Here is a 26,654-nt window from a genome sequence, read left to right as displayed (position 1 = left end):
TTTGCTATGTGGTTCGGGGATCGGGATTGTTCGGCGAGGCTGGAAAGTGAAACCACGATCATCGGCTGGAGCGCAGAATCGGCCGCGGCTAGCCTGCCAGCAGGCTCAAGGAGATGGACCATGCACGTGCTTCTGGTGATGGTGGGTGGGGTGCTGTTGTTGGGGGTGTTCCTGCTCTTCGGGCGGCTGTGGAGCGTAGGCCAGTCACAGCTGCCCACGGCCCTGATCGCGTTCATCGCCACCTGGCTGCTGGTGACGGTGGCCAACATGTGGGTGGGCGTGAGCAGGGCCGGCTACGCCGTCCGGGAGGAGCTGCCGATCCTGCTGCTGGTGTTCGCCGTGCCGGCCTTGCTGGCCGCTCTGCTGTACTGGCGCCTGGCGCGCTGAAGGACGGCCATGAGCACACGACTGCGACTGCCTGCCCTGCGCCAGCGCGATGGCCACCACGCCCGCGTGACCTACGAAGAGCTGTTCTTCGACCTCGTCTACGTGTTTGCGGTTACCCAGCTCAGCCACCATCTGCTGCATCACCTGGACCTGGCCGGCGTCATGCAGACGCTGGTGCTGTGGTTCGCGGTCTGGCTGGGCTGGCAGTACGCCTGCTGGGTCAGCAACTGGTTCGATCCGGAGGCGCCACGCATCCGCAGCCTGTTGTTCGTCACCATGCTGCTGGCGTTGCTGATGTCCTCGTCCATTCCCGAGGCCTTCGCTGAACGCGCCTGGGTCTTCGCGGGGGCCTACGCCACCATGCAGGTCGGGCGCACGGTGTTCGTGCTGCTGGAGGTCGGGCGCAACCATCCGCTGGCGCCCAATTTCCGCCGCATGTTGGCGTGGGTGAGCGTGTCGGCCTGCTTCTGGCTGGCCGGCGCTGCAGCCGAGGGCAATCTGCGCCTGGCGTTGTGGGCGGTGGCGGTGGCCTGCGAGTACATCTCGCCGATGTTCGGTTTCGCGTTTCCGGAGTTGGGCCGTTCGCACACCCGCGAGTGGACCATCGAAGGCGGGCACCTGGCCGAGCGTTGCCAGCTGTTCGTCATCGTCGCCCTGGGTGAGACGTTGTTGGCCACTGGCGGCGTGCTCAGCGAGGTCGAGCACTGGAGCGGCGATGTGGTCTCGGCGGTGCTGGCCACCTTCGCCGGCACCATCGCCATGTGGTGGCTGTATTTCGGCATTTCCAGCCGCGATGCCACCGCGGCGATCACCCATTCCGAGGACCCCGGGCGGATGGGGGCCAACTTCCACTACGTGCATGCGCTGCTGATCGCCGGCATCATCGCCACCGCGGTCGGCAACGATCTGGTCATGGACCATCCTGGCGCGGCGGTGACCCCGGTCTACGCTACGGTGCTGGTTGCCGGGCCGTTGATCTACCTGCTTGGCAGCGCCTTGTACAAGCGCATTGTGTACGGGCGCGCCCCGTATTCGCATCTGGTCGGTGCAGTGGCGTTGGTCGTGTTGGGCGTGGTTTTGCCGCACACCCATCTGCTGGCCGCTGGCTGGCTGACCAGCGCGGTGCTGCTGGCGGTGGGCTTGATGGATACGCAGTTGAAGCGTCGCCTGCAGCGCGCATGATCCGCACGCGCCGTTGCCGGACTTGCGCGGGCGGGCGATGAGAGTAGCGTTGTCGGCACCCCCCCCTTTGAACCGGGAGCAGCACTTCATGCAGAACCTGCCGCAATGGTTGTTGTGGGCCGGACTGTCTGCCGTGTTCGCAGCGCTGACCGCGCTGTTCGCCAAGGTTGGCGTCAAGGGCGTCGACTCGGACCTGGCCATGGCGATCCGTACCCTGGTGGTGGCCGCGGTGATCCTGCCGCTGGTGGTGGTCACCGGCAAATGGTCCAATCCCTTGCTGCTGTCGGGCCGCACCCAGCTGTTCCTGGTGCTGTCGGCACTGGCCACCGGCGCTTCATGGCTGTTCTATTTCCGCGCGCTGCAGAGTGGTGAGCTGGCCAAGGTCGCAGTGGTCGACAAATTCAGTGTGGTGCTGGTGATCGTGCTGGCCTACCTGCTGCTGGGCGAACGTCCGACGCTGCGGGAGTGGAGCGGCATCGGCCTGGTGGTGGCCGGGGTGATCGTACTGGCGACGAAGAAGTAGCGGCGTTCAAACCCATCGACGAGGGAGAGCAGGATGCAGGGCGAAGCGCGCGGAACCTTTGAAGTGAACCTGCTGCCGATCGGTGGCAACGACGGTCCGATCGGGGTGATGTCGATCGACAAGGTCTTCCATGGTGACCTGCAGGGCAGCAGTGTCGGCCAGATGCTGGTATTCCGCAGCCCGGTGCAGGGCTCGGCGGGCTATGTGGCGATGGAACGGGTAACGGCCACGCTGGCCGGGCGTCAGGGCGCTTTCACCTTGCAGCACAACGGCCTGATGACTCGGGGGACGCCGGAGCTGAGCGTGGTGGTGGTGCCCGATTCGGGCAGTGAAGGGCTGCTCGGTATAAGCGGCACACTGGAGATCTCCATCAGTGAAGGCCGCCACGACTACCGGTTGGTCTATGGGTTGCCGGAGCCGGAATAGACCGTCCCCGGAGTCAAGCGCTGCCGGCCTGCAGGCGGTCATACATCCGCACCAGGTCGACCAGGGTGCGTGCGCCCATCTTGCGCATCACCTGTGCGCGGCGCACCTTCACCGTGATCTCGCTGACGCCGAGGTCGCCGGCGATCTGCTTGTTGAGGCGGCCGCGTACCACGCCGTCGACCACCTCGCGCTCGCCGGCATTGAGGGTATCCCAGCGCAGCTGCAGCGCGCCGAGTGCCTCGCCGTCGCGGCGCCGCTGGCGGTCGATCTCGATGCCCTTGTGGATGGCATCCAGCAGTTCCTGGTCGCGGAAGGGCTTGGTCAGGAACTCGATGGCGCCGTCCTTGATCGCGTTGACGCCCATCGCAATGTCGCCGTGGCCGGTGATGAACACCACCGGCAGCTGCAGACCGTGACTGCCCATCGTGCGATGGAATTCAAGCCCACTCTGGCCGGGCATGCGCACGTCCAGCACCAGGCAGGCCGGCGCATCTTCCAGTTCGTGTTCGAGGAAGGCCTGGGTGGAAGTGAACGCCCGCACCTGCAGGCCCATTGAGGCCAGCAGGTCTTCCAGTGCGGCGCGCACCGACGGATCGTCGTCGACTACATAGACGATGGGTGCTGGGTCGATGGCAGGGGCAACGGGCTTACGCATGTTGAACGTCCGTGGCGATGGGCAGGTCGAAGACGAAACAGGCGCCGCCGCCTGCTGGCCGTTCGGCGCGGATCTGGCCGTCGTTGGCCTCGATCATCGAACGGCTCAGGCTGAGGCCCAGGCCGAGCCCATGTGATTTGGTGGTCCAGAAGGCATCGAATACACGCTCGGGATGATCGGCGGGCAGGCCGACGCCGCGGTCGCGCACGCTGAGACTGACCCGCTGACCGTCACGTCGGGTCAGCAGCGACAGGCGGCGGTCGGCTGGAGGCACGGCTTCCATTGCGTCCACCGCATTGAGGATCAGGTTGCCGATCACCTGCTGCACCTGAACACGATCGGCCTGCACCGGGGGCAGGTCGGCATCCAGCAGCAGGGCCACGGCCACACCGTGCTGGTCCAGTTCACTGCGTGACAGCGCCAGCATTTCCTCCACCGCCTGGTTCAGGTCGAAGGCGCGCCGTTCCGGTGCCGCGCCCTGGGTGAGTCCGCGGATGCGGGCGATCACGTCACCGGCACGGTGCGCGTCGGCCAGGATGCGGGCCACGGTCTGGCGTGCTTTGTCCACGTTCGGCGGGTCCTGTGCCAGCCAACGCTGGCAGGCCTCGGCACTGCTGGCAATGGCCGCCAGCGGCTGGTTCACTTCATGGGCGATGGAGGTGGTGAGCTCGCCCACGGTGGAAGCGCGCGCTACCCGCAGCAGGCGACCCTGTGCTTCCTGCACGGCGGCCTTGGCCGCTTCCATGTTCAAGGCGAGGTAGGTGGTGATGCCGATCACCAGCATGCCGATCACCGAGTTGACCAGGCCGATGCGGTAGGTGCCGAAGCGGGTCAGGAAGAAGCTCAGCCCGGTGAGTGCGATGCAGGCGACGGCCAGGGTGATGAGCCCGCGCGCGCTCAGCACGCGTGATGCGGCGAGGATGACCGCTGCGTAGAAGCAGGCTGCCGCGACCGCGTAATCGGTGACGGTATCGATCAGGAAGATCGCCGCCATCACGACGATCAGGGCCAGCAGCACCAGCGGGCGGCGGGGCGACAGCGATGGCATCGGGGAAGCTCCCGGGCGTGGGCGGAAAGGATAGCAAAGCCGGCATTGGTGGATGCCGGCCTTGGTCGGCGTGCTCCTGCGCGGTGGGTGCCGGCTCCTGGTAGGTGCCGACCGTTGGTCGGCACAGCACTTGAACGGCGGGGCGGTGAGGATTTGTGCCGACCAACGGTCGGCACCCACCAAAGCGATGCACGGTGCGTCCGGAGTTCATGAGGTTGCCGGCCCGCGGCCGGCACTACTCTTCCAGGCTGGCGTTCCAGAACCCCTGCAGTACGCCGGGCGTGGTCGCCAGCGTGGCCAGTACCGCGTCCAGCTCGCCGGCATCCACCGTGGTGGCATACAACACCGCTTCGATCTCCACGTCACGCTCTCCGAATGGGCGCTGGTCCACCGCGCGCACCGGGTACTGCGCCTGCTCAAGCAGCAGCAACAGCTGGTCCAGCACCTCGGCCTGCTGCTCACGCTGGCACACCACGTTGATGGCATAGGTGGCTTCGCTGAAGGCTTCCGGCAGCGGTTGCCGCTGGATGCGGTTCACCACCGGCCGCAGCAGGGTGTTGGCGGCCAGCACGAACACCGCGGCCAGCACCGCCTCGGGCAGCAGCTTGATGCCGGCACAGGCGCCGACTGCCGCCGAGCCCCACAGGGTGGCGGCGGTGTTCAGGCCGGACACCTGGGCGCCGTCCTTCATGATCGCGCCAGCACCAAGGAAGCCGACCCCGGAGATCACATAGGCCACCACATGCAGCGGCGAGGGTGGTCCGCCGTAAAGGTCATGGAAGCGCACCGCCAGATCGACGAATACTGCCGCGCCCACCGCCACCAGCGTGTTGGTGCGCAGGCCGGCGGTGCGTTGGCGCAGCTGCCGCTCCAGGCCGATGATCGTGCCCAGCACGAACGCCACCGACAGGCTGATCAGCGAGCTGAGCGTGGCGCCGGCGTTGAACGTTGGCAGGTTGGGATTGATGTCCATTGTGTTTCTCCCTGGACAAAGCGGCGGGCGCTTACTGCCAGCCGTAACGACGGATGTAGAACCGCTTCAGCGCAGTGGTCAGTACCGCATAGCCGAACAGGATCGCCACCAGGAACGGCCAGTAGCCGGCCGGCAGCGCCTGCAGCTTGAAGTAGCCGGCCAGCGGGCTCATCGGCAGGGCCACGCCAATGGCCATGATCAGGCCGGTCATCAGCAGAAGTGGCGGCGCGGCGATGCTCTGCAGGAACGGCACCTTCGGCGTGCGGATCATGTGCACGATCAGGGTCTGGGTCAGCAGGCCGACCACGAACCAGCCGGACTGGAACAGGCCCTGGTCGGCCGGCGTGCGTGCATCGAACACGTACCACATCAGTGCGAAGCAGGTCAGGTCGAAAATCGAGCTGATCGGCCCGAAGAACACCATGAAGCGGCCGATGTCCGCCGGGTTCCACTTCAGTGGCTTGCGCACCAGCTCCTCGTCCACGTTGTCGAACGGGATGGCGATCTGCGAGATGTCGTACAGCAGGTTCTGCACCAGCAGCTGCAGCGGCAGCATCGGCAGGAACGGCAGGAAGGCCGAGGCCACCAGCACCGAGAACACGTTGCCGAAGTTGGAGCTTGCGGTCATGCGGATGTACTTCAGCATGTTGTTGAACGTGCGCCGGCCCTGGATGACGCCTTCCTCCAACACCATCAGGTTCTTTTCCAGCAGGATGATGTCGGCGGCCTCCTTGGCAATGTCCACCGCGCTGTCCACGCTGATGCCGATGTCTGCCGCGCGCAGCGCCGGTGCATCGTTGATGCCGTCGCCGAGGAAGCCGACCACCTTGCCTTGGGCGCGCAGCTCGCGTACCAGCCGTTCCTTGTGCAGCGGCGTCAGCCGCGCGAACACGCGGTGATGGTGCAGTGCCCGTGACAATGCGCCATCATCCATGCGCTCGATCTGAGGGCCGGTCAGGATGGTATCGGCGTCCAGCCCCACCTGCGCGCAGACGCGGGCGGTCACCAGTTCGTTGTCGCCGGTGAACACCTTGACCTCCACGCCATGCGCGGCCAGTGCCTGCAGCGCCTGCGCTGCCGATTCCTTGGGCGGGTCCAGGAAGGCGACGTAGCCGACCAGGGTCAGGCCACATTCGTCGGCCTGCGAATAGGTGGTCTGGCTCGCGGCGGTCTCCTTCATCGCCACCGCCACCACGCGCAGGCCCTGTTCGTTCAGCTCTTCGGTGGTCTGCCGTACGCGGGCCAGGCGATGTTCATCCAGCGGCATGTCCTGGCCGTTCTCGCGCACGGTGCTGCACACCGCCAGCATTTCTTCCACTGCCCCCTTGCAGATCAGCTCATGATGGTCCTCGCGCTCGGACACCACCACCGACATGCGGCGGCGCTCGAAGTCGAACGGGATCTCATCCACCTTGTGGTAGTCCTGCGACAGCCGCAGCGAGCTTTGCAGCTCCACGTGCTCCAGCACCGCACGGTCCAGCAGGTTGATCAGCCCGGTCTGGAAGTGGCTGTTGAGATAGGCGAACTTCAGCACGTCTTCCGAATCGTGGCCGAACACATCGGTATGACGCTCCAGCGCGATCCTGTCCTGGGTGAGGGTGCCGGTCTTGTCGGTGCACAGCACTTCCATCGCGCCGAAGTTCTGGATTGCATCCAGGCGCTTGACGATCACCTTGCGCCGCGACAGCAGCACCGCACCCTTGGCCAGCGTGGAGGTGACGATCATCGGCAGCATTTCCGGCGTCAGGCCCACTGCCACCGACAGTGCGAACAGGAACGCCTCGGTCCAGTCGCCCTTGGTCCAGCCGTTGATCAGCAGCACGAACGGCACCATCACCAGCGCGAAGCGGATCAGCAGCCAGCTGACACTGTTGACGCCGGCCTGGAACGCGGTCGGCGCACGGTCGGTGGCGGTGCTGCGCAGGGCCAGCGTGCCGAAATAGGTGCGGTTGCCGGTGGCCAGCACAACGGCGGTGGCAGTGCCGGACACCACATTGGTGCCCATGAACAGCAGGTTGTGCTGTTCCAGCAGGCCAGCCAGGCCGTCGCCCGGGTGCGCGAATTTCTCCACCGGCAGCGACTCGCCGGTCATCGCGGCCTGTGCCACGAACAGGTCCTTGGCAGTCAGCACGCGGCAGTCGGCCGGAATCATGTCGCCGGCCGACAGCACGATGTGGTCGCCGGGCACCAGTTCGCGGATCGGCAGGTCCAGCAGGCGCGCCGGGCGCCGGCTGTGCAGGTGCGCACCGAAGTACTGGTCGGCCACATCGGCGGCCTCGGTACCGGGATTGCGGCGCAGCACGCGCGCGGTATTGCCGACCAACGCCTTCAGCCGCTCGGCTGCACGGTTCGAGCGGCCCTCCTGCACGAAGCGGATCAGCGTGGACAGCAGCACCATCGCACCGATCACCATGGTGGCCTTGATGTCCTCGGTCAGCCAGGACACCGCCGCCAACACGGTCAGCAGCAGGTTGAACGGATTGCGGTAGCACTGCCAAAGGTGCCGCCACCACGGCAGCGGCTTTTCGTGATCCACCTCGTTGGGGCCGAGCGTCGCCAGCCGGTCCTCGGCCTCATGCGGGCTGAGGCCATCGGCATGCGACCCCAGCGTGGCCAGCAGCTCGGCTTCCTCCTGCTGGGCCAGGGTGACCAGGCCGGTGGTGAGCGCGAACGGTGCCGCGTCGGCGCTGCCCGGGCCAAACCCGGCTTCGGGCATCGCACGGCGGCGGAACAGGTTGCCTGCGCGACGGCTGCGCAGGAAGGCATTGAACCAGGCGTTGAGCAGGCTCATGGGACTCTCCTCGAATGTCAGAGCCGGCCGGGGCCGGAACACGAACGGAACGGATGCAACCGATCAGGCGTGGCGCATCGCCAGCACCGCCGGCGACCACGGCTGCATGTGCAGGCGCTGGCTGCCGCCGATGCACAGCGGCTTCATCGCATCACGCAGCGGATAGGGCAGATGACGCAGCACGGTGATGCGCTCGCTGATCGGCAGCAGCGACAAGGCGTCGGCCACCACGCGTGGCGACCCGAGTGACAGCGAACGGGCAAACATCACGGGGCCGTGCTGCAGCAGCTGGCTGCGCAGCGCGGCAACATCGCGCTCGCCGATCAGGCGGCGCAGGGTGATGTAGAGGATCTTGTAGGACATGGGGGTGCTCTCCAGGCAAACGGCGCCTGGCGGCCCCCCGTCACTCAGGCAGGCAGGGGCCGGCGGGCAGGCGCCAGGAACAGGCAACAAGCGGTCATCCGGGGCGCGGTGCGCCCGGCAGGGTCGGGGTCCATCTGCGTCTCCATGAGGGGAGGGTGCCGGCCAGGATTGCCCTGGCCAGTGGCGCTATTGTCCGCCCCTGAATGGGACGGGCCTAGAGGCTCGTGGGTTAGCCCGGCTATACCTTGGTATAGCCGGCATGCGCAGCGCCAGTCGAGGGCTCAATGATGGATCAATGCGAAGCGCTGGTCTGCTTGCACACGTCGTACTCGCCGCGGCTCAGCGTCTTGTTGCGGTCGGTGTCGCAGGCGTGCAGTCGTTCGGCCCAGTCCGGTGCCACGGCATCCACCTCGGACAGCGTGACGATGCCGTCCTTGTCCTTGTCCAGCGATTCGTAGGCAGGGATGAGCTTCACTTCGGTCACGTCCTCGGCGGCGGTGGCCTGGCTGGCCTCCTGGGGCTTGGAGCAGGCGCCCAGAAGCAGGCCCCCACATAGCGAGAGAGCGATGGAAAGGCAGCGATAACCGGTCATGGTGTGCTCCTGGGGAAAGGGCGAACCACCGGTGCGGTGGTCACCGCCGGATCTTCTGCGCGGAGCTGTAAGCGGGCTGCGAAGAATGGGGCCGTGGACCGTTGCCGGTGGGTCGCCATTCACCGGGCCGCGCAGCAGCGATTGCGCGGAGTCGACGCTACCCTCGAACGGTGGGATGCCGGCCAGCGGCCGGCACTACCATCTGCTCAGAAACGGTCAGCAAAGGCATCCGTCGCCCGCACCAGCGCATCCACCGTGGCCGGCTCGTTCGCGCTGTGGCCGGAGGTCACCATCTCCAGCCGGGCTTCCGGCCAGGCCTTGGCCAGGTCCCATGCGCTGCGCGGGGGGCAGATGATGTCGTAGCGCCCCTGCACGATCACGCCGGGCAGGTGGCGGATGCGATCGATATCGCGCAGCAGCTGGTCGGGCTCCAGGAAGATGCCGTTGCGGAAGTAATGCGCCTCAATGCGTGCCTTGGCCAGCACGTCCAGCGGATCGTCGGTGGATTGCGCATCCACGTCGTGCTGCAGGGTGGCGGCGTTGTCTTCCCAGCCCAGCCAGGCCTGCGCGGCTTCGATGCGGGTCGCTTCATCCGGGCCATCCATGCGCGTCCAGTAGGCCGCGATCATGTCGCCACGCTCGGCTTCCGGTATGTAGGCCTCATAGCGTTCCCAGCGTTCCGGGAAGATCCAGCGCGCACCGCCGTTGGCCTCGGCGAACCAGCGGTTCTCCATCTCGCGGCCGAGGAACACGCCACGCACGATCAGGCCGGTGGCGCGTTCGGGATGCGCCTGCGCATAGGCCAGCGACAGCGTCGAACCCCATGAGCCGCCGTAGACCAGCCAATGCTCGATGCCCAGGTGCTCACGCACCTTCTCGATATCGGCCACCAGATCCTGCGTGGTGTTGTCGCGCAGTTCGCCGAATGGTGTGGAGCGGCCGCTGCCGCGCTGGTCGATCAGCACGATGCGGTACCGCGCCGGATCGAAGAAGCGGCGATGGGTGGGCGAGATGCCAGCACCCGGGCCGCCGTGCAGGTACACCACCGGAATGCCCTCTGGCGTGCCGCACTCTTCGATGTGCAGCGTGTGCAGATCGCTCACCTTCAGGGTGAACTCGCGGTACGGCTCGATGGCGGGGTATAGGGTACGCATGGCGGGGGGCCTCACAAGCAGGGTCGGCCAGCATACCCCCACCCGTGGCACCCGGCAGCGCTGGTTGCCTGCCCGGTGATGGAAATGCGCTTGCCGATGCGCATAAGCTTCGATGATGCAAGCAACCCCAACACGGATGTTCACCTTCGACCCCGGCCTCAGCAGTGGCGCGCGCGAGCTGCTGAAGTGGATCGCACTGCTGGCCATGACCGGCGATCACGTGGCCAAGGTGGTGTTCGGTGGCCACGTGCCAGTGGTCAGTGAACTGGGGCGCATCGCCTTCCCGTTGTTCGCGCTGGTGATGGCCTGCAACCTGGCCCAGCCAGGGGCCGACCTGCGCAAGTCGATGCGTCGGCTGGCGCTATGGGGGCTGATCGCGCAGCCATTGCACGCACTCGCGTTCGGTTCCTGGCTGCCGCTCAACATCCTGCTGACCTTTACTTTGGCGGCAGTGGCCGTGCATGCGCTGGCGAACAATCGGCCGGTGCAGCTGTTGCTGGCTGCCGGCGTGCTGCCGATGTTCGTGGACTATCAGTGGGCCGGGGTTGGCAGCGTGCTGCTGGCCTGGATCGCGTTCCGGCACCGGGCGTGGTGGCTGTTGCTGGTTGGGCTTGCAGTGGTGTGCTGGGCCAACCACAACGGCTGGGCACTGCTGGCCATTCAGGTAGTGCTGCTGGCGGCGCGGGTGCCGTGGCAGCTGCCGCGCTGGCGGTGGGCGTTCTACGGGTATTACGTGGGGCATCTCGCGGTGCTGGCGTTGGTTGCTCATCTGCTTGTGTAATGTCGGAACTGGCATTTCGCATGTCTTGAATGCCGGATGCGGTCAAGGAATGCGCGTCGCAGGTGGGGGTGAAGCATGCCGCCATCGGCGTGTGTAGAGCCGAGCCTATGCTCGGCTCAGCGGGCGAACGGAGCCGAGCATGGCTCGGCTCTACAGGGGTTCCACGCGTGCTCAGAAATCCATCGTCGCCGACACCAGCACCGTCCTCGGAGCACCCAGCGCCAGGCTCGACAACAACGGCATGCCCCAATACGCCTTGTTGGTCACGTTGTTCACGCTGGCTCTCAGCGCAAGCGGTCGACCCGCCACGGTGGTGCTGTAGCGCGCCCCGACATCGAACAACGTGCGCCCCGGCACAGACAGGTTGTTGTCGGCACTGATGTACTGCTTCGACATCGCCGTGGCATTGCCGGTCAAGGTCAGGCCCTGCAAGGTCGGCACATCCCACTCCACGCCCAGCTTGGCCTGCCGCTGGGCCACGGCGGTGGCGATGCATCCCTCATTCACGCCACCGGCCGTGCGGGTCAGTTTCGGTTGTACGTAGGCCACGCCACCGAGAAGGCGCACGCCATCCAGTGGCGTGCCGAAGAAGCCCCATTCCACGCCGCGGTTACGTTGCTCGCCACCAAACGAGAAGATATTCGTGACCGGGTCGATATAGCTGTTCGGTCGCTTGATCTCGTACACGCTGAAGGTGTGCGCGAAGCTGCCGAGGTCCAGCTTCAGGCCCAGCTCCTTCTGCCTGGTGCGGAACGGTGCGAACACATCGCCGGCGTTGGCGGCGGTCATCGGCGCGGTAGCGCCCTGGCTGAGGCCTTCGATGTAGTTGGTGTAGATGGAGACCCTTTCGGTGGCCTTCACCAGTAGCGCCGCTGCCGGCGTGGTGGCGCTCTCGTCGTAGCGCGAGGTGCGCGCACCGCTGGCGACATTGAAGGTCTCACTGACCACCTGCTGGCGGCGCACGCCCAGCGTCAGCTGCACGCGGTCATCGGCGAAGGCGAGGGTGTCGGCGAAGCCGAGGCTGTCCAGCTTCAACTCGGTATGCGAGATATGCGGTGCCACGAACGGCGCGGCCGGGCCCCACACCGGGTTGTACAGATTGGTGGTCCAGTCCCAGCCCGGCACGCTGCGGCGCCCGTAATCGTTCTGGGTGTGCTGGTAGTGGGTCACGTTGGCGGCCAACTGATGGCCGATGCTGCCGGTGTGGAACGAGCCGCGCAGGCCGGCATCTGCGGACTGCTTCTTGATATCGAAGGCGAGCTGGCCGATCACCGTGGTGAAGTCGCCGGCTGGATTGAGGATCTGCGCGCTGATCGAACCGTTGTAGCGGTAGTCGGTCCTGCTGGTGCCGTAGGCCAGGTAGGCCATCAGGGTGTCATTGATGTCCAGCTCGCCCCGCAGCATCGCGCCCTTGTCCTGGCTGTCCACGTAGGCCCAGTCCGGGTTGATCAGCGTATCGCCACGCGGCGGCCGCGGAATGGCCACGCCCGGTGCCAGGCCGACGCCACGTGCCGGGCCGTCAACACGGTCATCGGCGCTGTACAGATCCGCCGACAGCCGCGCACGTTCGCCGCGCCAGTCCAGTGCCAGCGCGCCGAGCTGTACCTTCTTGCTCTGCTTTCCCACGGCACCATCACCGTCACGGTACGCGCCGTTGAAGCGGATGCCGAACTGCTTGTCGGCGGCCAGGCGACGCCCCGCATCCACATGGGCGCCAAACTGCGCATCGGAGGCGAAGTTGGCACTGACCCGCAGCAGCGGTTGATCGCCGGCACGCTTGGGGACCAGGTTGACGCTGCCACCGACCGAGCCTCCCGGCGGCATGCCATTGAGCAGCGCGGAGGGGCCTTTCAGCACCTCGATGCGTTCGAACATTTCCGGCGAAGTGCGGTAGTAGGGCGCCATGCCGCTGAGGCCATTGAAGGTGGTGTCGCTGGTGTTGGAGGCAAAGCCACGGATCGCGTAGTTCTCGCTCCACGAACCGGTGACGCCGTTGCTGAACACCGTGGGGTCGGTGGCGGCGATGACGTCGGTGAGGTCCTTGGCCTGGCGGTCGCGGATGAAGGACTCGGTGTAGCTGACCGTATTGAACGGCGTGTCCATGAAGTCCTTGTCGCCGAGCAGGCCGACGCGGCTGCCAGCGGCCACTTGCCCGCCCGCATAGTCTGCAGTGACCCGGCGCTGTTCCTGCACCTGCACCGAGGGCAGGGTGGACGGCGCGGAGTCGGCCAGCGCGGCAAACGAGGCCAGCAGCCCTAGCGCGAGGGCCGACATCCGGTAGCGCCGGGCGATGCCTGGTGGATGCATCAGGCCGGAAGATGCGGCGGCAGCGCGATGCTGCAGAGAAGAGAAGTTGTACACGGTCATGCCAGATTCCTGTGAATCGCAGGCGCGAGCGCGCCTGGCGCGCTGCCGACGGCAAGCACGGGGGGAGGGCGCAGCGCAGGGTTGTTGGCTGGGTGGGGACCTGGCGGAAGGTGAGCCATGGGCTCAACTACGGGCAGCGTGCTGGACGCATTCCGAATTAGTTGAGTAAATTAAACTAAATCAATCGAAGCGGACAAGAGGGTCCCTTTGCTGGCACCCTCAGCAGGGTATGAGCACGCACCCAGATCCAACGGCGCCGACCCGTGGCCGCCCACCCACCATCACCCCGGAGCGCCTGGCCGACATCGGCATCCGCCTGGGCCTGCCCAACCTGACCATGGCCAACGTGGCCGCCGAACTGGCGGTGACCCAGGCGGCGCTGTACAAGCGCGTGGCCAACCTGGAGGCGTTGAAACGCCTGGTGGCCGAGGCGGTGTTCCAGCGCTGGCAGATTCCACGCGCGTCGGCCGATGCGCCGGGCAGCCTGGAGGCCTACCTGATGGGGTTCGTGGAGTCACTGTGCGAGGTGGTGAAGGCACATCCCGGGCTGCCCCCGTATCTGCTGCGGCGCACGGTGGCGACCGCGCCGATGCTGGAAAAGATCGCCTCGCACCAGGCACACGTGGCTGATGTGTTCGGCCTGCCGGTGGACAAGGCGCGCTGGCTGCTGGCCACGATCGCCTTCTACTGCATCGCCGGCGCAGACACCATCTACGCAATTGCGGACGACGAGGAAGGGCAGGTGATCACTGAGTTCAAGCAGGGCATGCGGGCGCTGGTGATTGGTTCGCTGGAGGTATCGCGGCTTCGGTAGATGCACGCCATGCGTGGATGATCCTGGCCGTTCACCCTGACGCCAGCCAGGCATGGCCGGGCTCTACTGGACGGATCGCGTAGTGGCGAGAATACAATGCGGTCATGCCTGCCACGCCTACTCTTGATGATCTTCGCCGCTACGCGGTGGCGCGCACCCTGTTCAAGCCGACCACGCTGCTGACCGCGATACGACGGCTGGGCTTCGTGCAGGCCGACCCGATCCGGGCACCGGCGCGCGCACAGGACCTGACCCTGCGCCACCGGGTGAAGGACTACCGCGCAGGCGATCTTGAGCGGCGCTACACGCGCCTGCCGGTGGAAGAGGATTGCCTGGTGAACTACGGCTTCCTGCCGCGCGAGCATCTGGCACTGATGCACCCACGGGTGTCCAAGCGCGAATGGGACGCCGAAACCCATCGCCGCGCCGCCGACGTGCTGGCCTTCGTACGCGAGCGCGGCAGCGTTCACCCGCGTGAGGTGGACCAGGCGTTCGCGCATGGGCGGGTGACCAACTACTGGGGTGGCACCAGCAATGCCAGCACGCATCTGCTTGATGGCATGCACTACCGTGGCCTGCTGCGGGTGCAGCGGCGCGACAGCGGTACGCGCATCTATGCGTTGGCCGAACACGCCGAGGCGGACGTCAGCGAGCAGGCACAGATTGAACGCGCCGCCGCCCTGATTGATCTGGTAGTTCGCAAGTACGCGCCGCTGCCGTCGGCCAGCCTGACCTATCTGGTGCGTCTGCTGGGCTATGGCGCCCCACATCTGGCCGAGCAGACCCGGCGGGCCTTGGCGTTGGCCAAGCAACAACTGGCCAGCTGCACGCTGGAGGGCACCACCTGGTACTGGCCGGCGGACGAGAATCCTCGCTCGCGCCGCCATGCACCGGACGAACAGGTGCGCCTGCTGGCGCCGTTCGACCCGGTGGTGTGGGACCGCCGCCGCTTCGAGCTGCTGTGGGGATGGGTGTACAAGTTCGAGGCGTATACACCTGCACCGAAGCGCCAGTATGGGTACTACGCACTGCCGGTGTTGTGGCACGACCAGGTGGTGGGCTGGGCCAATCTCAGCGTGCACGAGGGTGAGTTGGCATCAAGTGTGGGCTATGCCGGCAAGTCGCTGGCCCGCGACAGGGTGTTTCGTGGCGCGTTGGAAGACGAGCTGCAGCGCATGGCGGAGTTCCTGTAGCGCCGAGCGGCGCATTGGTAGCTATCGCTCCCGGTAGTCGCCAACCTTGGTTGGCGCGGCCTCTCAGCGGTGCCCATCAAGGTGGGCATCTACCAAAGCAACGCCGCTCAGGCCCGGTGCCCACCAAGGTGGGCATCTATCGATTCCGCCGCCCATGCGCCACCATCGCCAGCACCACCACACCAGCGGCGACGCTGGTGTGCCCGGACAGCGCGGCCAGACCAGAACCCACGCCCAACGCGCGCATGGCAAACACGGCACTGAACACCAACAGCGCCCAACCGACTGCGCGCAGTTGTTGGACGGCCTGCGCGCTCAACACCCGGCGCAACACATCGCGCTGATGGCGCTCCATCGCCAGTGCCAGGCAACCGAACGCGGTCAGTGACAGCACAAACAGAATGACGTGGATCATGTACTGGCCTCCGGTACTGCAGTGCGTGGTGCGGCAGGCGGGCGTGCGCGCTTCGCCTTCGGTGCGTGCTTCCAGATGCGCCACGCCAGCACTGCATGCAGGAGGGCCAATGCCAGCAGGGTCAGATCGGTACCGGCGAACGCCCAATCACCTGCGGCCAAGGTGCGCCACAACGGATGTGCCGTCGTCGTCGCCGTGAGTGCCGGCAACAGCGCCAGCAACAACGCCCCCAGCACGAACTGTTCGATCCACGCACGCTTGGGTGTGCGCAGCGTGGCATGCACGAACATCGCCGTCCAGGCCAGGAAGAACACATGCACCTCCCACGCCGCGCGCCCGTCCATGCTCGCGGGCAGCAGGCGGTTCGCCCACAGATAGGCCGCCATCGCCACCGACAGGCCAGCCACCGTGGCGATGTTGAGCCGCTCCACCAACCGGAAGCCGAAATAGGGCCGTTGCGGGTCGGGCAGCTGGGTGCGGCGCTTCACCGTCCACAGCACCAGCCCGGTGCCGACCATGGCGGTTCCGGCAAGGCTGACGACGAAGTACAGCCAGCGCAGCGTGGCGTCGGCAAAGCGCCCCAGGTGCAGGCCGTACAGCACGCCCTGGGTATCAGCAGCGACGCCCGAGTGTTCCTTGATCTGCAGCAGTTGCCCGCCGCCGCCATCGAACAGCAGGTAGTTCGGCGTGGTCGAAACGCGGCTGGATTGCGCACGCACCACAGCCACGCGTGCGTTCTCGTCGCCAGGGTTCTGCACCTGCACGCTGCCCACCGCGCCGGTTCCCCAACGCTGTTCGGCCTGTCGCACCAGTGGGCTGATGTCCGTAAGCGGAGCGGCGTGACCGGCGGCCTTCTGCGGCGGCAGGAACAGCCGCATCTCGCTGACAACCTCGGCCTGCTGGCGCTTGTCCGGCAGTTTGGCCAGCCCCCACGGCATGTACAGCACTGCCAGCATCACCAGGCCACTCCAGGTGATCATGAAATGGAAGGGCAGGCCGAGTACCGACAGCGCCGCGTGACCATCCAGCCACGAGCGCTGGCCCTTGCCCCAGCGGAAGGTGAAGAAGTCGGCAAAGATCTTCTTGTGGGTGATCACGCCGCTGACGATGGCCACCAGCATGAACATCGCGCAGAGGCCGACGATCCAGCGGCCCCACATCGCTGGCATGTAGTGCAGATTGAAGTGGAACGCATAGAAGAAGTCGCCACCGCCGGTATCCCGCGCCTGCAAGGGCGCACCGGTGCTGGCATCGAACAGGCCCGAATCGAAACCATGCCGGCCGCGCCCACCCGGGCTGGCCCACATCGCCGACACCCAGGGCATGCGCGTACTTGGCAGGCTGAGGTTGATCTGGGTGGCTGCCGGTGTCTCGGCAATGATGCTGGAGACCGTGCGCTGCGCGACTATCGCCGACTCCGGCAACGTGGAGGGCGTGGCGATCTCGGGGCGTGTGTAGCGCGAGAGCTCGTCGCGGAAATAGCTGGCGGTGCCGGTGAGGAACATCGCGTACAGGATCCAGCCGGCCAGCAGGCCGACCCAGATATGCAGGTCGGACATGGTCTGGCGGATGCCGCGTGGCTTCGCGGTGCGATCGATCTTGCTCATGCAGCGCCTCCGTTGGCGACCGATTGCGCAACCAACCACAGTGGCAGGGCGATCACGATCAGGCCGATCCATGCGCGCCGCGCTGAGCGCACCGCGAACACCCAGACTACGGCGCCGGCATACAGCAGGAAGCTGGCCAGCATGCCGGTGAACACGGCCTGGCGACCATCGATGGGCAGCGCCAGTGCGGCGATGCTGCACAGCGCGGCGAGCACATAGCCGCCGAACAACGCAGCGATGATGCGTGAGACCAGGGGCAGCCAGGCCAGCGCGGAAGCGGTACGGGAAACGGTCAAGGCACTTCTCCGGGGCACCGCGCCATGGCGCGGTGCCCTTGAAACCAGGATCAGAAATCGACGGTGGCCGACAGCAGGGCGGTGCGCGGCGTGCCCAGCCCGGAGCCGAGGCTGCCCGCCCAGTACGCCTTGTTGGTCACGTTCTGCACCGTCGCGCGCAGTACCAGCGGATGGCCGGCCGCCTGCGTCGCATAACGGGCACCGAGATCGAACACGGTGCGGCCTGCCACCCACTGGCTGTTGTCAGCATTGATGTAACCCTTGGACAGGCTGATCGCGTTGCCGGTGAGGGTGAGGCCGGCCACGGCGGGCACGTCCCATTCGACGCCCAGCTTGCCCTGCCATTGCGGGGTGGCCGTGGCCAGCCGGCCTTCGTTGATGCCGCCCTGGGTGCGGGTCAGCTTCGGCTGCAGCCAGCCGATGCCGCCCAGCACGCGCAGCTGTTCGGTCGCCTGGCCGAACACGGTCCATTCCACGCCACGATTGCGCTGCTGGCCGCCGAACGAGAACACATTGGTGGTCGGGTCGGTATAGGAACTGGGCTTTTCGATCTCGTACACGCTCAATGCGCTGGCCAGGCGGCCGAAGTCGAACTTGGCGCCGACCTCACGCTGGCGGGTCTTGAACGGCGGGAACACCTCGCCCGCATTCGCTGCGCTGACCGGGGCGGTGCTGCCCTGGCTCAGGCCTTCAATGTAGTTGGCGTACAGCGACAGTCGATCGCTGGCCTTGAACAGCAGTGCACCGGCCGGGGTATTGGCGCTGGCGTCGTAGCGCGCGGTGCGCTTGCCGGTGCTGCCGTCGAAAGTGTCGCTGAGCACGGTCTGGTGACGGATGCCCAGGGTCAGCTGCACGCGGTCATCGATGAAGGACAACGTGTCGGCGATGCCGAAGCTGGTGGTACGCACTTCCGCGGTCTTCGGCAGCGACGCGTCACTGAAGCTGCGATCGATGGCGGGGCCCCACTGTGGGTCGTACAGGTTGGTCACCCAGTCGCGGGCCAGCAGATTGCGCTTGAAACCGAATTTCTGGTCGTGCTGGTACCAGGCGGCACTGATCGCCAGTGCGTGATTGACCGCGCCGGTGCGGAAGTGTGCCGAGAGGCCGGCTTCGGCGGTGTCCTTGCTGTAGATGAAGCGCTGGTGGGCGAAGTTGTTGCGGAAATCGCCGGCGGTGTTGGTGATCAGCGTGGTGGCGCTGGCGATGGAATCGAAATCGGTATGGCCGTGGCCGTAGCTGGCGTGAGCCTGCAGATGGTCGTTGATGTCGAACGACCAGCGCAGCGCGGCGGCCGAGTCCTTGACGTTGCTGAAGGTCCAATCCGGTGCGAACAGGGTGCTGGCCTTCGGCGGGCGGGGCACGGCCAGGCCGGCTGCCAGCGAAACGCCACGATTGAGGCCATCCACATGGTCACGGCTGCTGAACAGGTCCAGCGAGACCTGCGAGCGTTCACCCCTCCAATCCAGGCCCAGCGACGCCAGCTGCGTCTTGTGCTGCTGGTGGTCGGTGGCGGTGTCGCCATCGCGATGCACGGCATTGAGGCGCACACCGAACTGCTGCTGCGCGCCGAAGCGACGACCAACATCCAGATGGCCGCCGAACTGCGCGTCGCTGCTGTAGCTGGCCGTGAAGCGGGTCAACGGCGTATCACCTGCGCGCTTGGGTACCAGGTTCACCGCACCGCCCACCGAGCCACCCGGCGGCATGCCGTTGAGCAGTGCCGATGGCCCCTTGAGTACTTCGATGCTCTCGGCCAGTTCGGGGGTGACTCGGTAGTAGGGGATCAGGCCGTAGAGTCCGCCGAAGCCGATATCCGACGAGGCAACACCGAAGCCACGGATGTTGAAGTAGTCGGTGATGCCACCGCTGGATCCACTGCTGTAGACGCTGGGATCGGTCAGCGCGATCACCCTTACCAGATCCGGTGCCTGGATGTTCTCGATGAACCCGGCGGTGTAGCGGGTGGTGTTGAACGGGGTGTCCATGAAGTCGAGCTCGCCGAGCAGGCCGACGCCACTGCCGCGGGCGACCTGGCCGCCGGCATAGGCATCGGTGGGCGTGGTCTTGTCGGCGCGCACGTTTACCGTAGGCAGCTGGCGGGCACCGTCGGGCGCGTCGTCAGCGTGGGCGGCGGTGGCGATCAGCAGGGTGGGCAGCAACGCGGCACGTGCGGCCAGGGACAGCGCGGAGCGGCGTGGGAGGGACAGGGCTCGAAGGGGGAGGGACATGGCAGTTCTCGTGTGATGGGGCGTGCAATCGGCCAGCACGGCGCCGTCGATGACCTGCACGGGCAGGACGACGCGGGCTGTGGAATGGCTGGCAGAGGGCACGGCACTGCCGCTGGGGCAGTGCTGCACGCGAGGTGCGTGGGCGATCTGTGGCTGGGTGGAACGAAGCGCAGGGCGCGGGTGGTGCGAGGTGGATCAGATGTCGTCGGCGAGATCGTCGAGGTCCTGCAGTCCGCCGCCGCGCGCCAGCACACGCTCGTAGTTGCGACGGCGGCGCTGGTCGGTCTCGGTGGTGGTCTGGCCGTGTTTCCAGTAACCGGCCACGGCGACGTCTGCGCGCGGCAGACCACACGCTTCAAGGAAGTAGCGGCGCAGGGCGCGCATCTCCTCGCGTTCGCCTGCGGCCCAGACGGTGTTGTTTGCCCCCGTGCGCAAGCGGCGTGCCTGCTGCAGCAACGGCGTAGCGCCCGTGGACACGCGCTGCATGCAGACGCCTTCGACGGCGGGCAGTTCGTCTACCGGGAAGGGATCATCCGAAGCGATCCAGGCCTGCGCGCGGAGGCCGTTGGGCCACTGCTGCAGCAAGGCGGACAGTGCCGGGATGGCGCTCTGATCGGCGAACAGCAGGGCAACGCTACCCTCGCGGTGCGGCACCTGCAGATGCGGGCGCGGACCGGTGAGATCGAAGGCGTCGCCGGGCTCCAGTGCGCGCACCCAGGCCAGCATCGTCCCCGGAGCCTCGTGCAGCACCACGTCCAGTGTGAAACGGCGCGTCTGCGCGTCGACGCTGCGCACGGTGTAGATCCGTGACACATCGGTAAACGCGGCACCCAGCTGGATGCGAACGGCGGTGTTGGCACGCTGCCAGGGTGCCAGCTCGGCCTGTGGCGGCAGCTGTACGACCAGCCGAAGCAGGCTCGCGCAGGGCTGCGTGACGTCAACCACGTGGACGCGCAGCGCCTGCAGGCCACGGTCGTGTTCGGCGCCGCGCAGCGGCCTGGCCGGGGTGGTGGAAAGGGTAGGCGCGGACATCGACAACGATCCAGAAGGCTGCGAATGCGAATTAGTTACATCATAGTAAACTAAATTGATCGTCCCGCAACCCAGGCCTGCTGGAAGCGCATGCAGCGCGTTGACCATTGCGTTGCCGCAGACCACCATGACAGGCCTTGCCAGCGCGCCGCGCAGGAACCGCAACAGCAATGGCTGCACCGAAGAAGACCGCTGCCCGTGGGCGACCGCCCACCATCACCCGAGAGCGCATCGCCGACGCTGGCATCGCGATGACGCTGCCGGGGCTCAGCTTCGTGGGCGTGGCGGCAGCGCTGGGGGTCAGCCACATCGCGCTGTACAAGCATGTGGCGAATCTGGCGGCGCTGCGCGAGCTGGTGGCAGAAGCGATCTTCGAGCGTTGGCAGGCACCGCCGCTGGATGCCGGCGCGGGACGTAGCATCAACGACGATCTGTACGCGTTCCAGCGTTCCCTGCGGATGCTCGTGGACGAGAACCCCGGCCTGGCCCCGTTCCTGGTGAGCCACGGCGCGAAGACGCCGGAGATGGTGGCGCGCATCCAGCGCCACCATGCCGAGTTCAGTCGTGTACATGATCTTCCGCAGGAACAGGCAGCATGGCTGCTGTCGACGGTGGCCTATCACGCTGTGGCTTTGGCCGACACCGTGTACTCGCGGCATGCCGTGGCGGACGCCACGCGACGGCCACTGGACCGTGCGGCGCAGGATGTCGAGTTCGACCGCAGCATGCAGGCATTGATCATCGGTGCCTTGGCAATGTGCGGGCGCACGGCAGGCGCGAGGTAACCGCCAATCCTGATTGGCACCGTTGCCCCGGTAGTCGCCAACCTTGGTTGGCGCCGCGATACACCGTTGCCCACCAAGGTGGGCATCTACCGGTCAAGCAGCGTCCTTGTGCTCCGTGTCGTCCATCCCGGGGCTGACTCGTCGGCCGATGTCCTTCAGCCGTGCAAGCTGGTCCACCATCGACGGCGCATCGTCCAGGCTGCCGACGAAGGTCCACAGATAGGTCATCACCGCATAGACATGGCCCGGCGTGACGCCTTCACTGGTGGCCAGGCGGCCGATGGTCAGCGCGAACAATGCCGCCGCAGCCAGTCCGATCACCACGTAGGCACCCGCTTCGCGGTCGGACAACAGGATGCGCAGGCGCGACAGCGTGGTGTAGTGGCGGCGCAGCACCGAGGGACTGACCCGGTCGACCAGTCGGATTTCGTGTTCCAGGCGGTTGTTCAGGCGGCCATGCAGCTGCTCGTTGCGGCGTGCGAACGAGGGCAGCACCAGCAGGGCGCCGAGCAGGGTGACCAGGCCAGCGGCACCGACCATTGGCTCGATCGCCAGCAGCATGGCCACCGCACCGAACATCGATGCCAGTGCGGTGGCGATGATCGGCACGTGCTTTTCAAAGAAGTCGACGAACTCGCGGGCCAGCACCACGCGCGCCGCCGAGGTGGACGTGGCCTGGCCCAGCCGGCGCTGCGCCTGCACCACGGTCACCGCCAGATCGGCATAGATGCGGGTGAAAGTGCGCGTATCGACCGCTCGACGGGCGGCACCGACCAACCAGAACAGCAGCACCACGCCGGCATAGGAGACGGCATGGCCGATGTTGCCGCTGATGATCGCGTCCACCGCGAAGCCGGCGAACAAGGGATAGGCCAGCAGCAGTGTGTTCTCCAGTGCCACCAGCGAGAACGTGCCGGTGAGCTGCCAGGGGTAGGTGCGCAGGATGGCCTTCAGGGTGGCGGCCGCATTCTGCTGGCCGATGCTGCCGGCGGCGGCCGCTGGATCATGGGGGTGTTTCATGGGATGCCTGGGTGGGTCGGGGATTGGGCAGGGGACGGATGCCTGCGATCTCCCGGGTCGCGCCCAGTATCTGCAGCCCTTTGGAGCGGGCATGGAGGGACGATGGAGATTGCGTGGAGAAACCGGTGGCGTTCAGTGGAGGGCGTGGTGCCCACCAAGGTGGGCCGCTACCAGAGCAGCGTCTGCCGCAACGCAGTGCTCTCAACGACGCGCGTGCACCGGCCAGCGGATTTCGAAGGCACTGCCGCCACGTTCGGTAGCCCGGCATCGCGCGGTTCCGTGATGGGCCACGGCAATCGCCCGCACCACCGCCAGGCCGAGCCCGGAGCCGCCGCTCTGCCGCGAGCGCGATACATCGGTGCGCTGGAAGGCTTCAAAGATGCTGTCGCGAAGGTCGTCCGGCACACCGGGGCCACCATCCTCAACGCTTACGGTGCAATGGCCTTCAGCCAGCGTCACGTGTACTCGCAGCGGGCAGGGAATGGCATGTCGGCGAGCGTTTTCCAGCAGTGCCAGCACCGCCTGGCGGATGCGCGCCGGATCGCAGTCGGCCAGCGAAGACCGTGCGTCCAACGTCACCGAGAAACCACTCTCGGTCAGCGCCTCCGACATCGCTTCGACCACCGCCGCCACCTGCACGCTGACATCGCTGCGCTGCAGGCGCAGATCGAGGTGGCCACTCTCGGCCAGGCTGACCACGCGCAGGTCCTCGATGATGCGGGTCAGTCCCTCCAGCTGGGTGAGCATGCTGTTGAACTGCTCGGGCCCCGGCTCGAATACGCCCTCGGCGATGCCCTGCAGGCGGCCGCGCAGGATGGTCATCGGCGTGCGCAGCTCATGCGCGATCGCTGCGTTCCAGAACACGCGGTTCTCCGACATCCGGCTGAGCCGTTCGGCCATGGAGTTGAAGTCGCTGACCAGCGTGGCTGCCTCGACCATCGAGGTGTCGCCGCCGCGTGCGCGCGCCTCCAGATCACCGCTGGCGACGCGACGCAGGCTTTCGGCGACCGAGTTCAGCGGGGTGATGATGCGCCGGGTCAGGCGCGAGGCGATCAATGTTGCCAGCGCAACGACCACGGCGGCGGTCAGGCCGATCCACAGCCATTCCAGGCCTGACGGCATGATGGTTTCCGGTTCGTCGTACCAGCGTGGATAGAACACCTCCATCAGGTAATAGAACAGGTAGAAACCACTGATCGACAGTACGGTCGAACACAGCGACGCGACCGTGATGGACAGCGTTATCTGGCGCCCGATGCTCTTGCCTTTGGGGTTCATCGGTTCAGTCCAGGAAGCGGTAGCCGACACCGCGGATGGTGGCGGGAATGCCGATGACGCCTACTTCCTCCAGCTTGCGTCGCAGCTTGCTGACATGGCTGTCCACGGTGCGCTCCTGTGCATCGCCTTCCGGCAGGCAGGTCTGGAGCAGATCCAGCCGGCTGTGCACCATGCGCGGTGCGCGCGCCATGTGTACCAGCAGACGGAACTCGGTGAGCGTGAAACTCAGAGCATGCACGTGGTCATCGGTGCGTACGGTGACCTCATGGCTGCGCAGGTCGATCTCGAACGGTCCCTGCCGGATCAGCCCGTTGGGTTCTTCTGCAATGGGCTTCGCGCTACGGCGCAGCACCGCCTGGATGCGGGCGACGATCTCGGCCGGATTGAATGGCTTGGCCACGTAGTCGTCGGCACCGACGCGCAGGCCAGTGAGCTTATCCACGTCCTGGTCCAGTGCGGTGAGCATGATTACTGGGGTGTTGCCGCGCCGGCGCAACTCGCTCAGCACCTGCCAGCCGTCCATCTTCGGCATCTGCACGTCCAGCAGCACCAGGTCGGGGCGCAGCTGGCGGTGGCTGGTGAGGGCGGCTTCGCCGTCGGCGGCACGGGCGCTGCGCAGCCCGGAGCGGGCCAGGTAGGCGCCGAGAATGTCGGCAATTTCGCCCTCATCTTCGGCAATCAGCACCAGGGGCGCCTGGCGCGTGCGGGCGTCGGATTTCATTGCATGCTGCGGTTTCAAGTGAGGAATGGGAAACGCCGGCGACGGTGTCATCGTGGCCGTTCCAGGGTCTGCGCTTCTTCGTGGGCGGCCCAGGCGAGGGTGGCCAGCACCAGCGTGTGCTGCAGGGCGGGCGCCAGTGTTGCGGTCGCGCGCAGGTGCTGTGCGAGCAGGGTCGATACGGCCGCAGGCAGCTTGCTCCACCGTGACTCCATTCCCGTTGCGTCCACCCGGTCCTGCAGGCGGCGGGCCATGTGGACCAAGGCCCGCAGGCGCAGGGCAAGCAACGCAGCCACCAGGACAGCCGCCATCCCTGCTGGCATGAGGCTCACGTCAGCGGTGAAGGCCGACCAGGCCGCGAGGCCGATCAGCGACGCCGACGCCAGGGTGCCCGCGCGCGCCGAATGACCGGGGCCTTCGCTGCGGAACCACACCAGCGCGGCGGCACCGGCGCCCGCCAGCAGGGGCGGCGCCGGGTTCGCGCTGGCAAGCATCCAGGCACTGGTCGACGCCAGAACCAGTGCAAGCAGCCACGGCGAAGGCGCGCACCAGGCAAGGTAGGCGCGGCGGACATCGATGGGAGGCAGGTCTGGAAACGGAAGGGACACGGCGGGGGCGCAGTCGGCGAGGCCGACAAGGCTAGGGGCCGTTGATGGAGACTTGGTCGAGATTGTGTCGAGATTTCGTGGACGCGATCCGTGCCGTTCAGGAGCGGGCCCCGTGCCTGAACGGATGTGCGGCCTCCATGCAATCTCCACAGTGGCTCCAAGAAACATCCACCACCACCTTCCAGACTGCGGCTTCTGCGGTCACATCCGGTGGCTGCGTGCATGCGAGCCTTCCGATGAACAACCGCAGGACCTGGATCATTGCCGCAATCGTTGTACTTCTTGCAGGCGGCACCGGTGGGTGGCTGTTCGCCGAAGGTGATGATGCCGCGCTGATCACGGCCCCGGCAAGGGTGGCGGACCTGGAAAAGACTGTGCAGGCCGTTGGCCGGGTCAACCCCAAGGAACTGGTGGCGGTGGGCGCGCAGGTTTCGGGCCAGGTCACGCGCCTGCATGTGGTGCTGGGCCAGCGCGTCCACGCTGGCGACCTGATTGCCGAAGTGGATTCGCAGCCGCAGCGCATCGCCCTGCGCAGCGCCGAAGCGGCTGCCAACACGCTGCGTGCCCAGCACGCGGCCAGCCAGGCGCGCTACGCCCAGGCCATCCGCGTGCATGAGCGCCAGGCGCAGCTGGTGGTGTCGCGGCTTGTTTCGCAGGAAGGTTTCGAGACCGCACGGGTGGCGCGCGAAGTGGCGCGCTCGGACGTCGCAGCGCTGCAGGCCCAGATCGACCAGGCGGTGACCCAGGTGGAAACCGCGCGGATCAACCTGGGCTACACCCGCATCGTCTCACCTTCCGACGGCTACATCGTGGCCATCGTCACCAAGGCCGGGCAGACGCTGAACTCGATGCAGACCACGCCGACCATCGTGATGCTGGCACAGATGGACACGATGACGGTTCGCACCGAGATCGCGGAGGCCGATGTGGAACTGATCGCGCCTGGCCAACCCTTGTGGTTCTCCACGCTGGGGCCGGGTGGACGCCGCTACGAATCGCATCTGCAGCAGCTTGAACCTGCGCCGTCGTCGATTGCCGACGTGGCCACCGGCAACACCGGCGGATCGGCGCAGACGCCGAAGGCGGTGTACTACGCCGGGCTGTTTGACGTACCCAATCCGGGCCTGAAACTGAAGCCGTCGATGACGGTGAAGGTGACGATCCAGCTGGCGCGTGCCGCCAATGCCTTGCAGGTGCCGTTGACGGCAGTGTCCGAGCGCGACGACAAGGCGGGCAACCGCGCGACCGTACAGGTGATCGATGCCAAGGGCCGTGCCCGCGAGCGGGCGGTGACGACCGGCCTGCGCACCGCTACTGCGGTGCAGATCCTGTCCGGCCTCAAGGCGGGCGAGAACGTGGTGGTCGGGCAGGCGCCCAGCGGCGCGGAAGCCGAGCCCACCAGCCTGCTGGGGATGTGA

26 protein-coding genes are annotated in these 26,654 nt (G+C 66.6%); 9 read left to right on the top strand and 17 right to left on the bottom strand.

The genetic code is table 11. From position 1 onward, the window contains the following. Window positions 1-120: 120 nt before the first annotated feature. The 4 genes from ACW5IY_RS12055 (at window position 121) to ACW5IY_RS12040 (ending at window position 2,518) form a co-directional block, all read left to right on the top strand. On the top strand, window positions 121-387 hold the full coding sequence (locus ACW5IY_RS12055) for a hypothetical protein (protein WP_043396094.1): 267 nt from the start codon (window positions 121-123) through the stop codon (window positions 385-387). A 9-nt stretch (window positions 388-396) separates the two neighbouring features. Then, entirely contained in the window at window positions 397-1,569 is a 1,173-nt protein-coding gene (locus tag ACW5IY_RS12050; protein WP_049437457.1) for a low temperature requirement protein A, read from the top strand. 88 nt (window positions 1,570-1,657) lie between these two features. Then, window positions 1,658-2,092: an EamA family transporter gene (locus tag ACW5IY_RS12045; protein WP_049437781.1), complete on the top strand. Its 435-nt coding sequence runs from the start codon at window positions 1,658-1,660 to the stop codon at window positions 2,090-2,092. A gap of 33 nt (window positions 2,093-2,125) precedes the next feature. Further along, window positions 2,126-2,518, top strand: a complete 393-nt coding sequence (locus ACW5IY_RS12040; protein WP_049437455.1) for a DUF3224 domain-containing protein — start codon at window positions 2,126-2,128, stop codon at window positions 2,516-2,518. A 13-nt stretch (window positions 2,519-2,531) separates the two neighbouring features. Here the strand turns inward: ACW5IY_RS12040 and ACW5IY_RS12035 are convergent, their stop codons facing one another. The 7 genes from ACW5IY_RS12035 to pip all read right to left on the bottom strand — a co-directional run bounded on the left by ACW5IY_RS12035 (window position 2,532) and on the right by pip (window position 10,094). Further along, complete coding sequence (locus tag ACW5IY_RS12035; protein WP_049437453.1) at window positions 2,532-3,173, bottom strand: response regulator transcription factor; 642 nt, start codon at window positions 3,171-3,173, stop codon at window positions 2,532-2,534. Then, window positions 3,166-4,221 (bottom strand): sensor histidine kinase, encoded by a 1,056-nt coding sequence (locus tag ACW5IY_RS12030; protein ID WP_043396080.1) that lies wholly within the window; start codon window positions 4,219-4,221, stop codon window positions 3,166-3,168. Before ACW5IY_RS12030 ends, ACW5IY_RS12035 begins: the two co-directional genes overlap by 8 nt. Before the next feature lie 235 nt (window positions 4,222-4,456). Beyond that, window positions 4,457-5,194, bottom strand: a complete 738-nt coding sequence (locus ACW5IY_RS12025; RefSeq protein WP_049437451.1) for an MgtC/SapB family protein — start codon at window positions 5,192-5,194, stop codon at window positions 4,457-4,459. Window positions 5,195-5,225: 31 nt separating this feature from the next. Beyond that, window positions 5,226-7,985: a magnesium-translocating P-type ATPase gene (mgtA, locus tag ACW5IY_RS12020; RefSeq protein ID WP_049437449.1), complete on the bottom strand. Its 2,760-nt coding sequence runs from the start codon at window positions 7,983-7,985 to the stop codon at window positions 5,226-5,228. A 63-nt stretch (window positions 7,986-8,048) separates the two neighbouring features. Beyond that, window positions 8,049-8,348 carry a hypothetical protein gene (locus tag ACW5IY_RS12015; RefSeq protein WP_005413574.1) on the bottom strand — a complete coding sequence of 100 codons (300 nt, stop codon included), beginning with the start codon at window positions 8,346-8,348 and terminating at the stop codon, window positions 8,049-8,051. A 292-nt stretch (window positions 8,349-8,640) separates the two neighbouring features. Continuing rightward, window positions 8,641-8,940 carry an EF-hand domain-containing protein gene (locus ACW5IY_RS12010; protein WP_049437447.1) on the bottom strand — a complete coding sequence of 100 codons (300 nt, stop codon included), beginning with the start codon at window positions 8,938-8,940 and terminating at the stop codon, window positions 8,641-8,643. A 206-nt stretch (window positions 8,941-9,146) separates the two neighbouring features. Next, complete coding sequence (pip, locus tag ACW5IY_RS12005) at window positions 9,147-10,094, bottom strand: prolyl aminopeptidase (RefSeq protein ID WP_049437445.1); 948 nt, start codon at window positions 10,092-10,094, stop codon at window positions 9,147-9,149. Window positions 10,095-10,209: 115 nt separating this feature from the next. Here pip and ACW5IY_RS12000 point away from each other — a divergent pair, with 115 nt between their 5' ends. Further along, complete coding sequence (locus tag ACW5IY_RS12000; RefSeq protein WP_049437778.1) at window positions 10,210-10,875, top strand: TraX family protein; 666 nt, start codon at window positions 10,210-10,212, stop codon at window positions 10,873-10,875. A 171-nt stretch (window positions 10,876-11,046) separates the two neighbouring features. Here ACW5IY_RS12000 and ACW5IY_RS11995 read toward each other — a convergent pair whose 3' ends face one another. Then, window positions 11,047-13,242 carry a TonB-dependent receptor gene (locus tag ACW5IY_RS11995; protein WP_049437443.1) on the bottom strand — a complete coding sequence of 732 codons (2,196 nt, stop codon included), beginning with the start codon at window positions 13,240-13,242 and terminating at the stop codon, window positions 11,047-11,049. Window positions 13,243-13,471: 229 nt separating this feature from the next. Between ACW5IY_RS11995 and ACW5IY_RS11990 the strand changes: the two genes are divergently transcribed. After that, entirely contained in the window at window positions 13,472-14,056 is a 585-nt protein-coding gene (locus ACW5IY_RS11990; protein WP_049437441.1) for a TetR/AcrR family transcriptional regulator, read from the top strand. 104 nt (window positions 14,057-14,160) lie between these two features. Further along, on the top strand, window positions 14,161-15,249 hold the full coding sequence (locus ACW5IY_RS11985; RefSeq protein ID WP_049437440.1) for a DNA glycosylase AlkZ-like family protein: 1,089 nt from the start codon (window positions 14,161-14,163) through the stop codon (window positions 15,247-15,249). A gap of 136 nt (window positions 15,250-15,385) precedes the next feature. Here the strand turns inward: ACW5IY_RS11985 and ACW5IY_RS11980 are convergent, their stop codons facing one another. From ACW5IY_RS11980 to ACW5IY_RS11960, 5 genes are all read right to left on the bottom strand, one after another. After that, complete coding sequence (locus tag ACW5IY_RS11980; protein ID WP_049437438.1) at window positions 15,386-15,664, bottom strand: DUF3325 domain-containing protein; 279 nt, start codon at window positions 15,662-15,664, stop codon at window positions 15,386-15,388. After that, window positions 15,661-17,271 carry a PepSY-associated TM helix domain-containing protein gene (locus ACW5IY_RS11975; protein ID WP_049437435.1) on the bottom strand — a complete coding sequence of 537 codons (1,611 nt, stop codon included), beginning with the start codon at window positions 17,269-17,271 and terminating at the stop codon, window positions 15,661-15,663. The genes ACW5IY_RS11980 and ACW5IY_RS11975 overlap by 4 nt, the downstream gene beginning before the upstream one ends. Then, window positions 17,268-17,567: a DUF3649 domain-containing protein gene (locus ACW5IY_RS11970; protein ID WP_010485492.1), complete on the bottom strand. Its 300-nt coding sequence runs from the start codon at window positions 17,565-17,567 to the stop codon at window positions 17,268-17,270. The genes ACW5IY_RS11975 and ACW5IY_RS11970 overlap by 4 nt, the downstream gene beginning before the upstream one ends. Window positions 17,568-17,617: 50 nt before the next feature. After that, window positions 17,618-19,795, bottom strand: coding sequence for a TonB-dependent receptor (locus ACW5IY_RS11965; RefSeq protein ID WP_049437433.1), 2,178 nt, complete (start codon window positions 19,793-19,795; stop codon window positions 17,618-17,620). Between the two features lie 195 nt (window positions 19,796-19,990). Further along, the gene (locus tag ACW5IY_RS11960; protein WP_049437432.1) at window positions 19,991-20,827 is read right to left on the bottom strand and encodes a siderophore-interacting protein; all 837 of its coding nucleotides are present in this window, start codon (window positions 20,825-20,827) and stop codon (window positions 19,991-19,993) included. A gap of 170 nt (window positions 20,828-20,997) precedes the next feature. Between ACW5IY_RS11960 and ACW5IY_RS11955 the strand changes: the two genes are divergently transcribed. Beyond that, entirely contained in the window at window positions 20,998-21,612 is a 615-nt protein-coding gene (locus ACW5IY_RS11955; RefSeq protein WP_049437431.1) for a TetR/AcrR family transcriptional regulator, read from the top strand. Between the two features lie 93 nt (window positions 21,613-21,705). Here ACW5IY_RS11955 and ACW5IY_RS11950 read toward each other — a convergent pair whose 3' ends face one another. The 4 genes from ACW5IY_RS11950 to ACW5IY_RS11935 all read right to left on the bottom strand — a co-directional run bounded on the left by ACW5IY_RS11950 (window position 21,706) and on the right by ACW5IY_RS11935 (window position 25,122). Continuing rightward, window positions 21,706-22,632 (bottom strand): ABC transporter six-transmembrane domain-containing protein, encoded by a 927-nt coding sequence (locus tag ACW5IY_RS11950; protein ID WP_049437428.1) that lies wholly within the window; start codon window positions 22,630-22,632, stop codon window positions 21,706-21,708. 201 nt (window positions 22,633-22,833) lie between these two features. Beyond that, on the bottom strand, window positions 22,834-23,910 hold the full coding sequence (locus tag ACW5IY_RS11945; RefSeq protein ID WP_049437427.1) for an ATP-binding protein: 1,077 nt from the start codon (window positions 23,908-23,910) through the stop codon (window positions 22,834-22,836). Window positions 23,911-23,914: 4 nt separating this feature from the next. Further along, window positions 23,915-24,631, bottom strand: a complete 717-nt coding sequence (locus tag ACW5IY_RS11940; protein WP_049409594.1) for a response regulator — start codon at window positions 24,629-24,631, stop codon at window positions 23,915-23,917. 47 nt (window positions 24,632-24,678) lie between these two features. Next, a complete protein-coding gene (locus ACW5IY_RS11935; protein ID WP_239684515.1) occupies window positions 24,679-25,122 on the bottom strand; it encodes a hypothetical protein in 444 nt (147 codons plus the stop codon). A gap of 350 nt (window positions 25,123-25,472) precedes the next feature. On the opposite strand from ACW5IY_RS11935, the gene ACW5IY_RS11930 reads away from it, so the two are divergent. Beyond that, window positions 25,473-26,654, top strand: coding sequence for an efflux RND transporter periplasmic adaptor subunit (locus tag ACW5IY_RS11930; protein WP_049437425.1), 1,182 nt, complete (start codon window positions 25,473-25,475; stop codon window positions 26,652-26,654).

Source organism: Stenotrophomonas sp. C-A, assembly GCF_054030835.1.
This window is presented reverse-complemented; position numbering and strand designations above follow the sequence as displayed.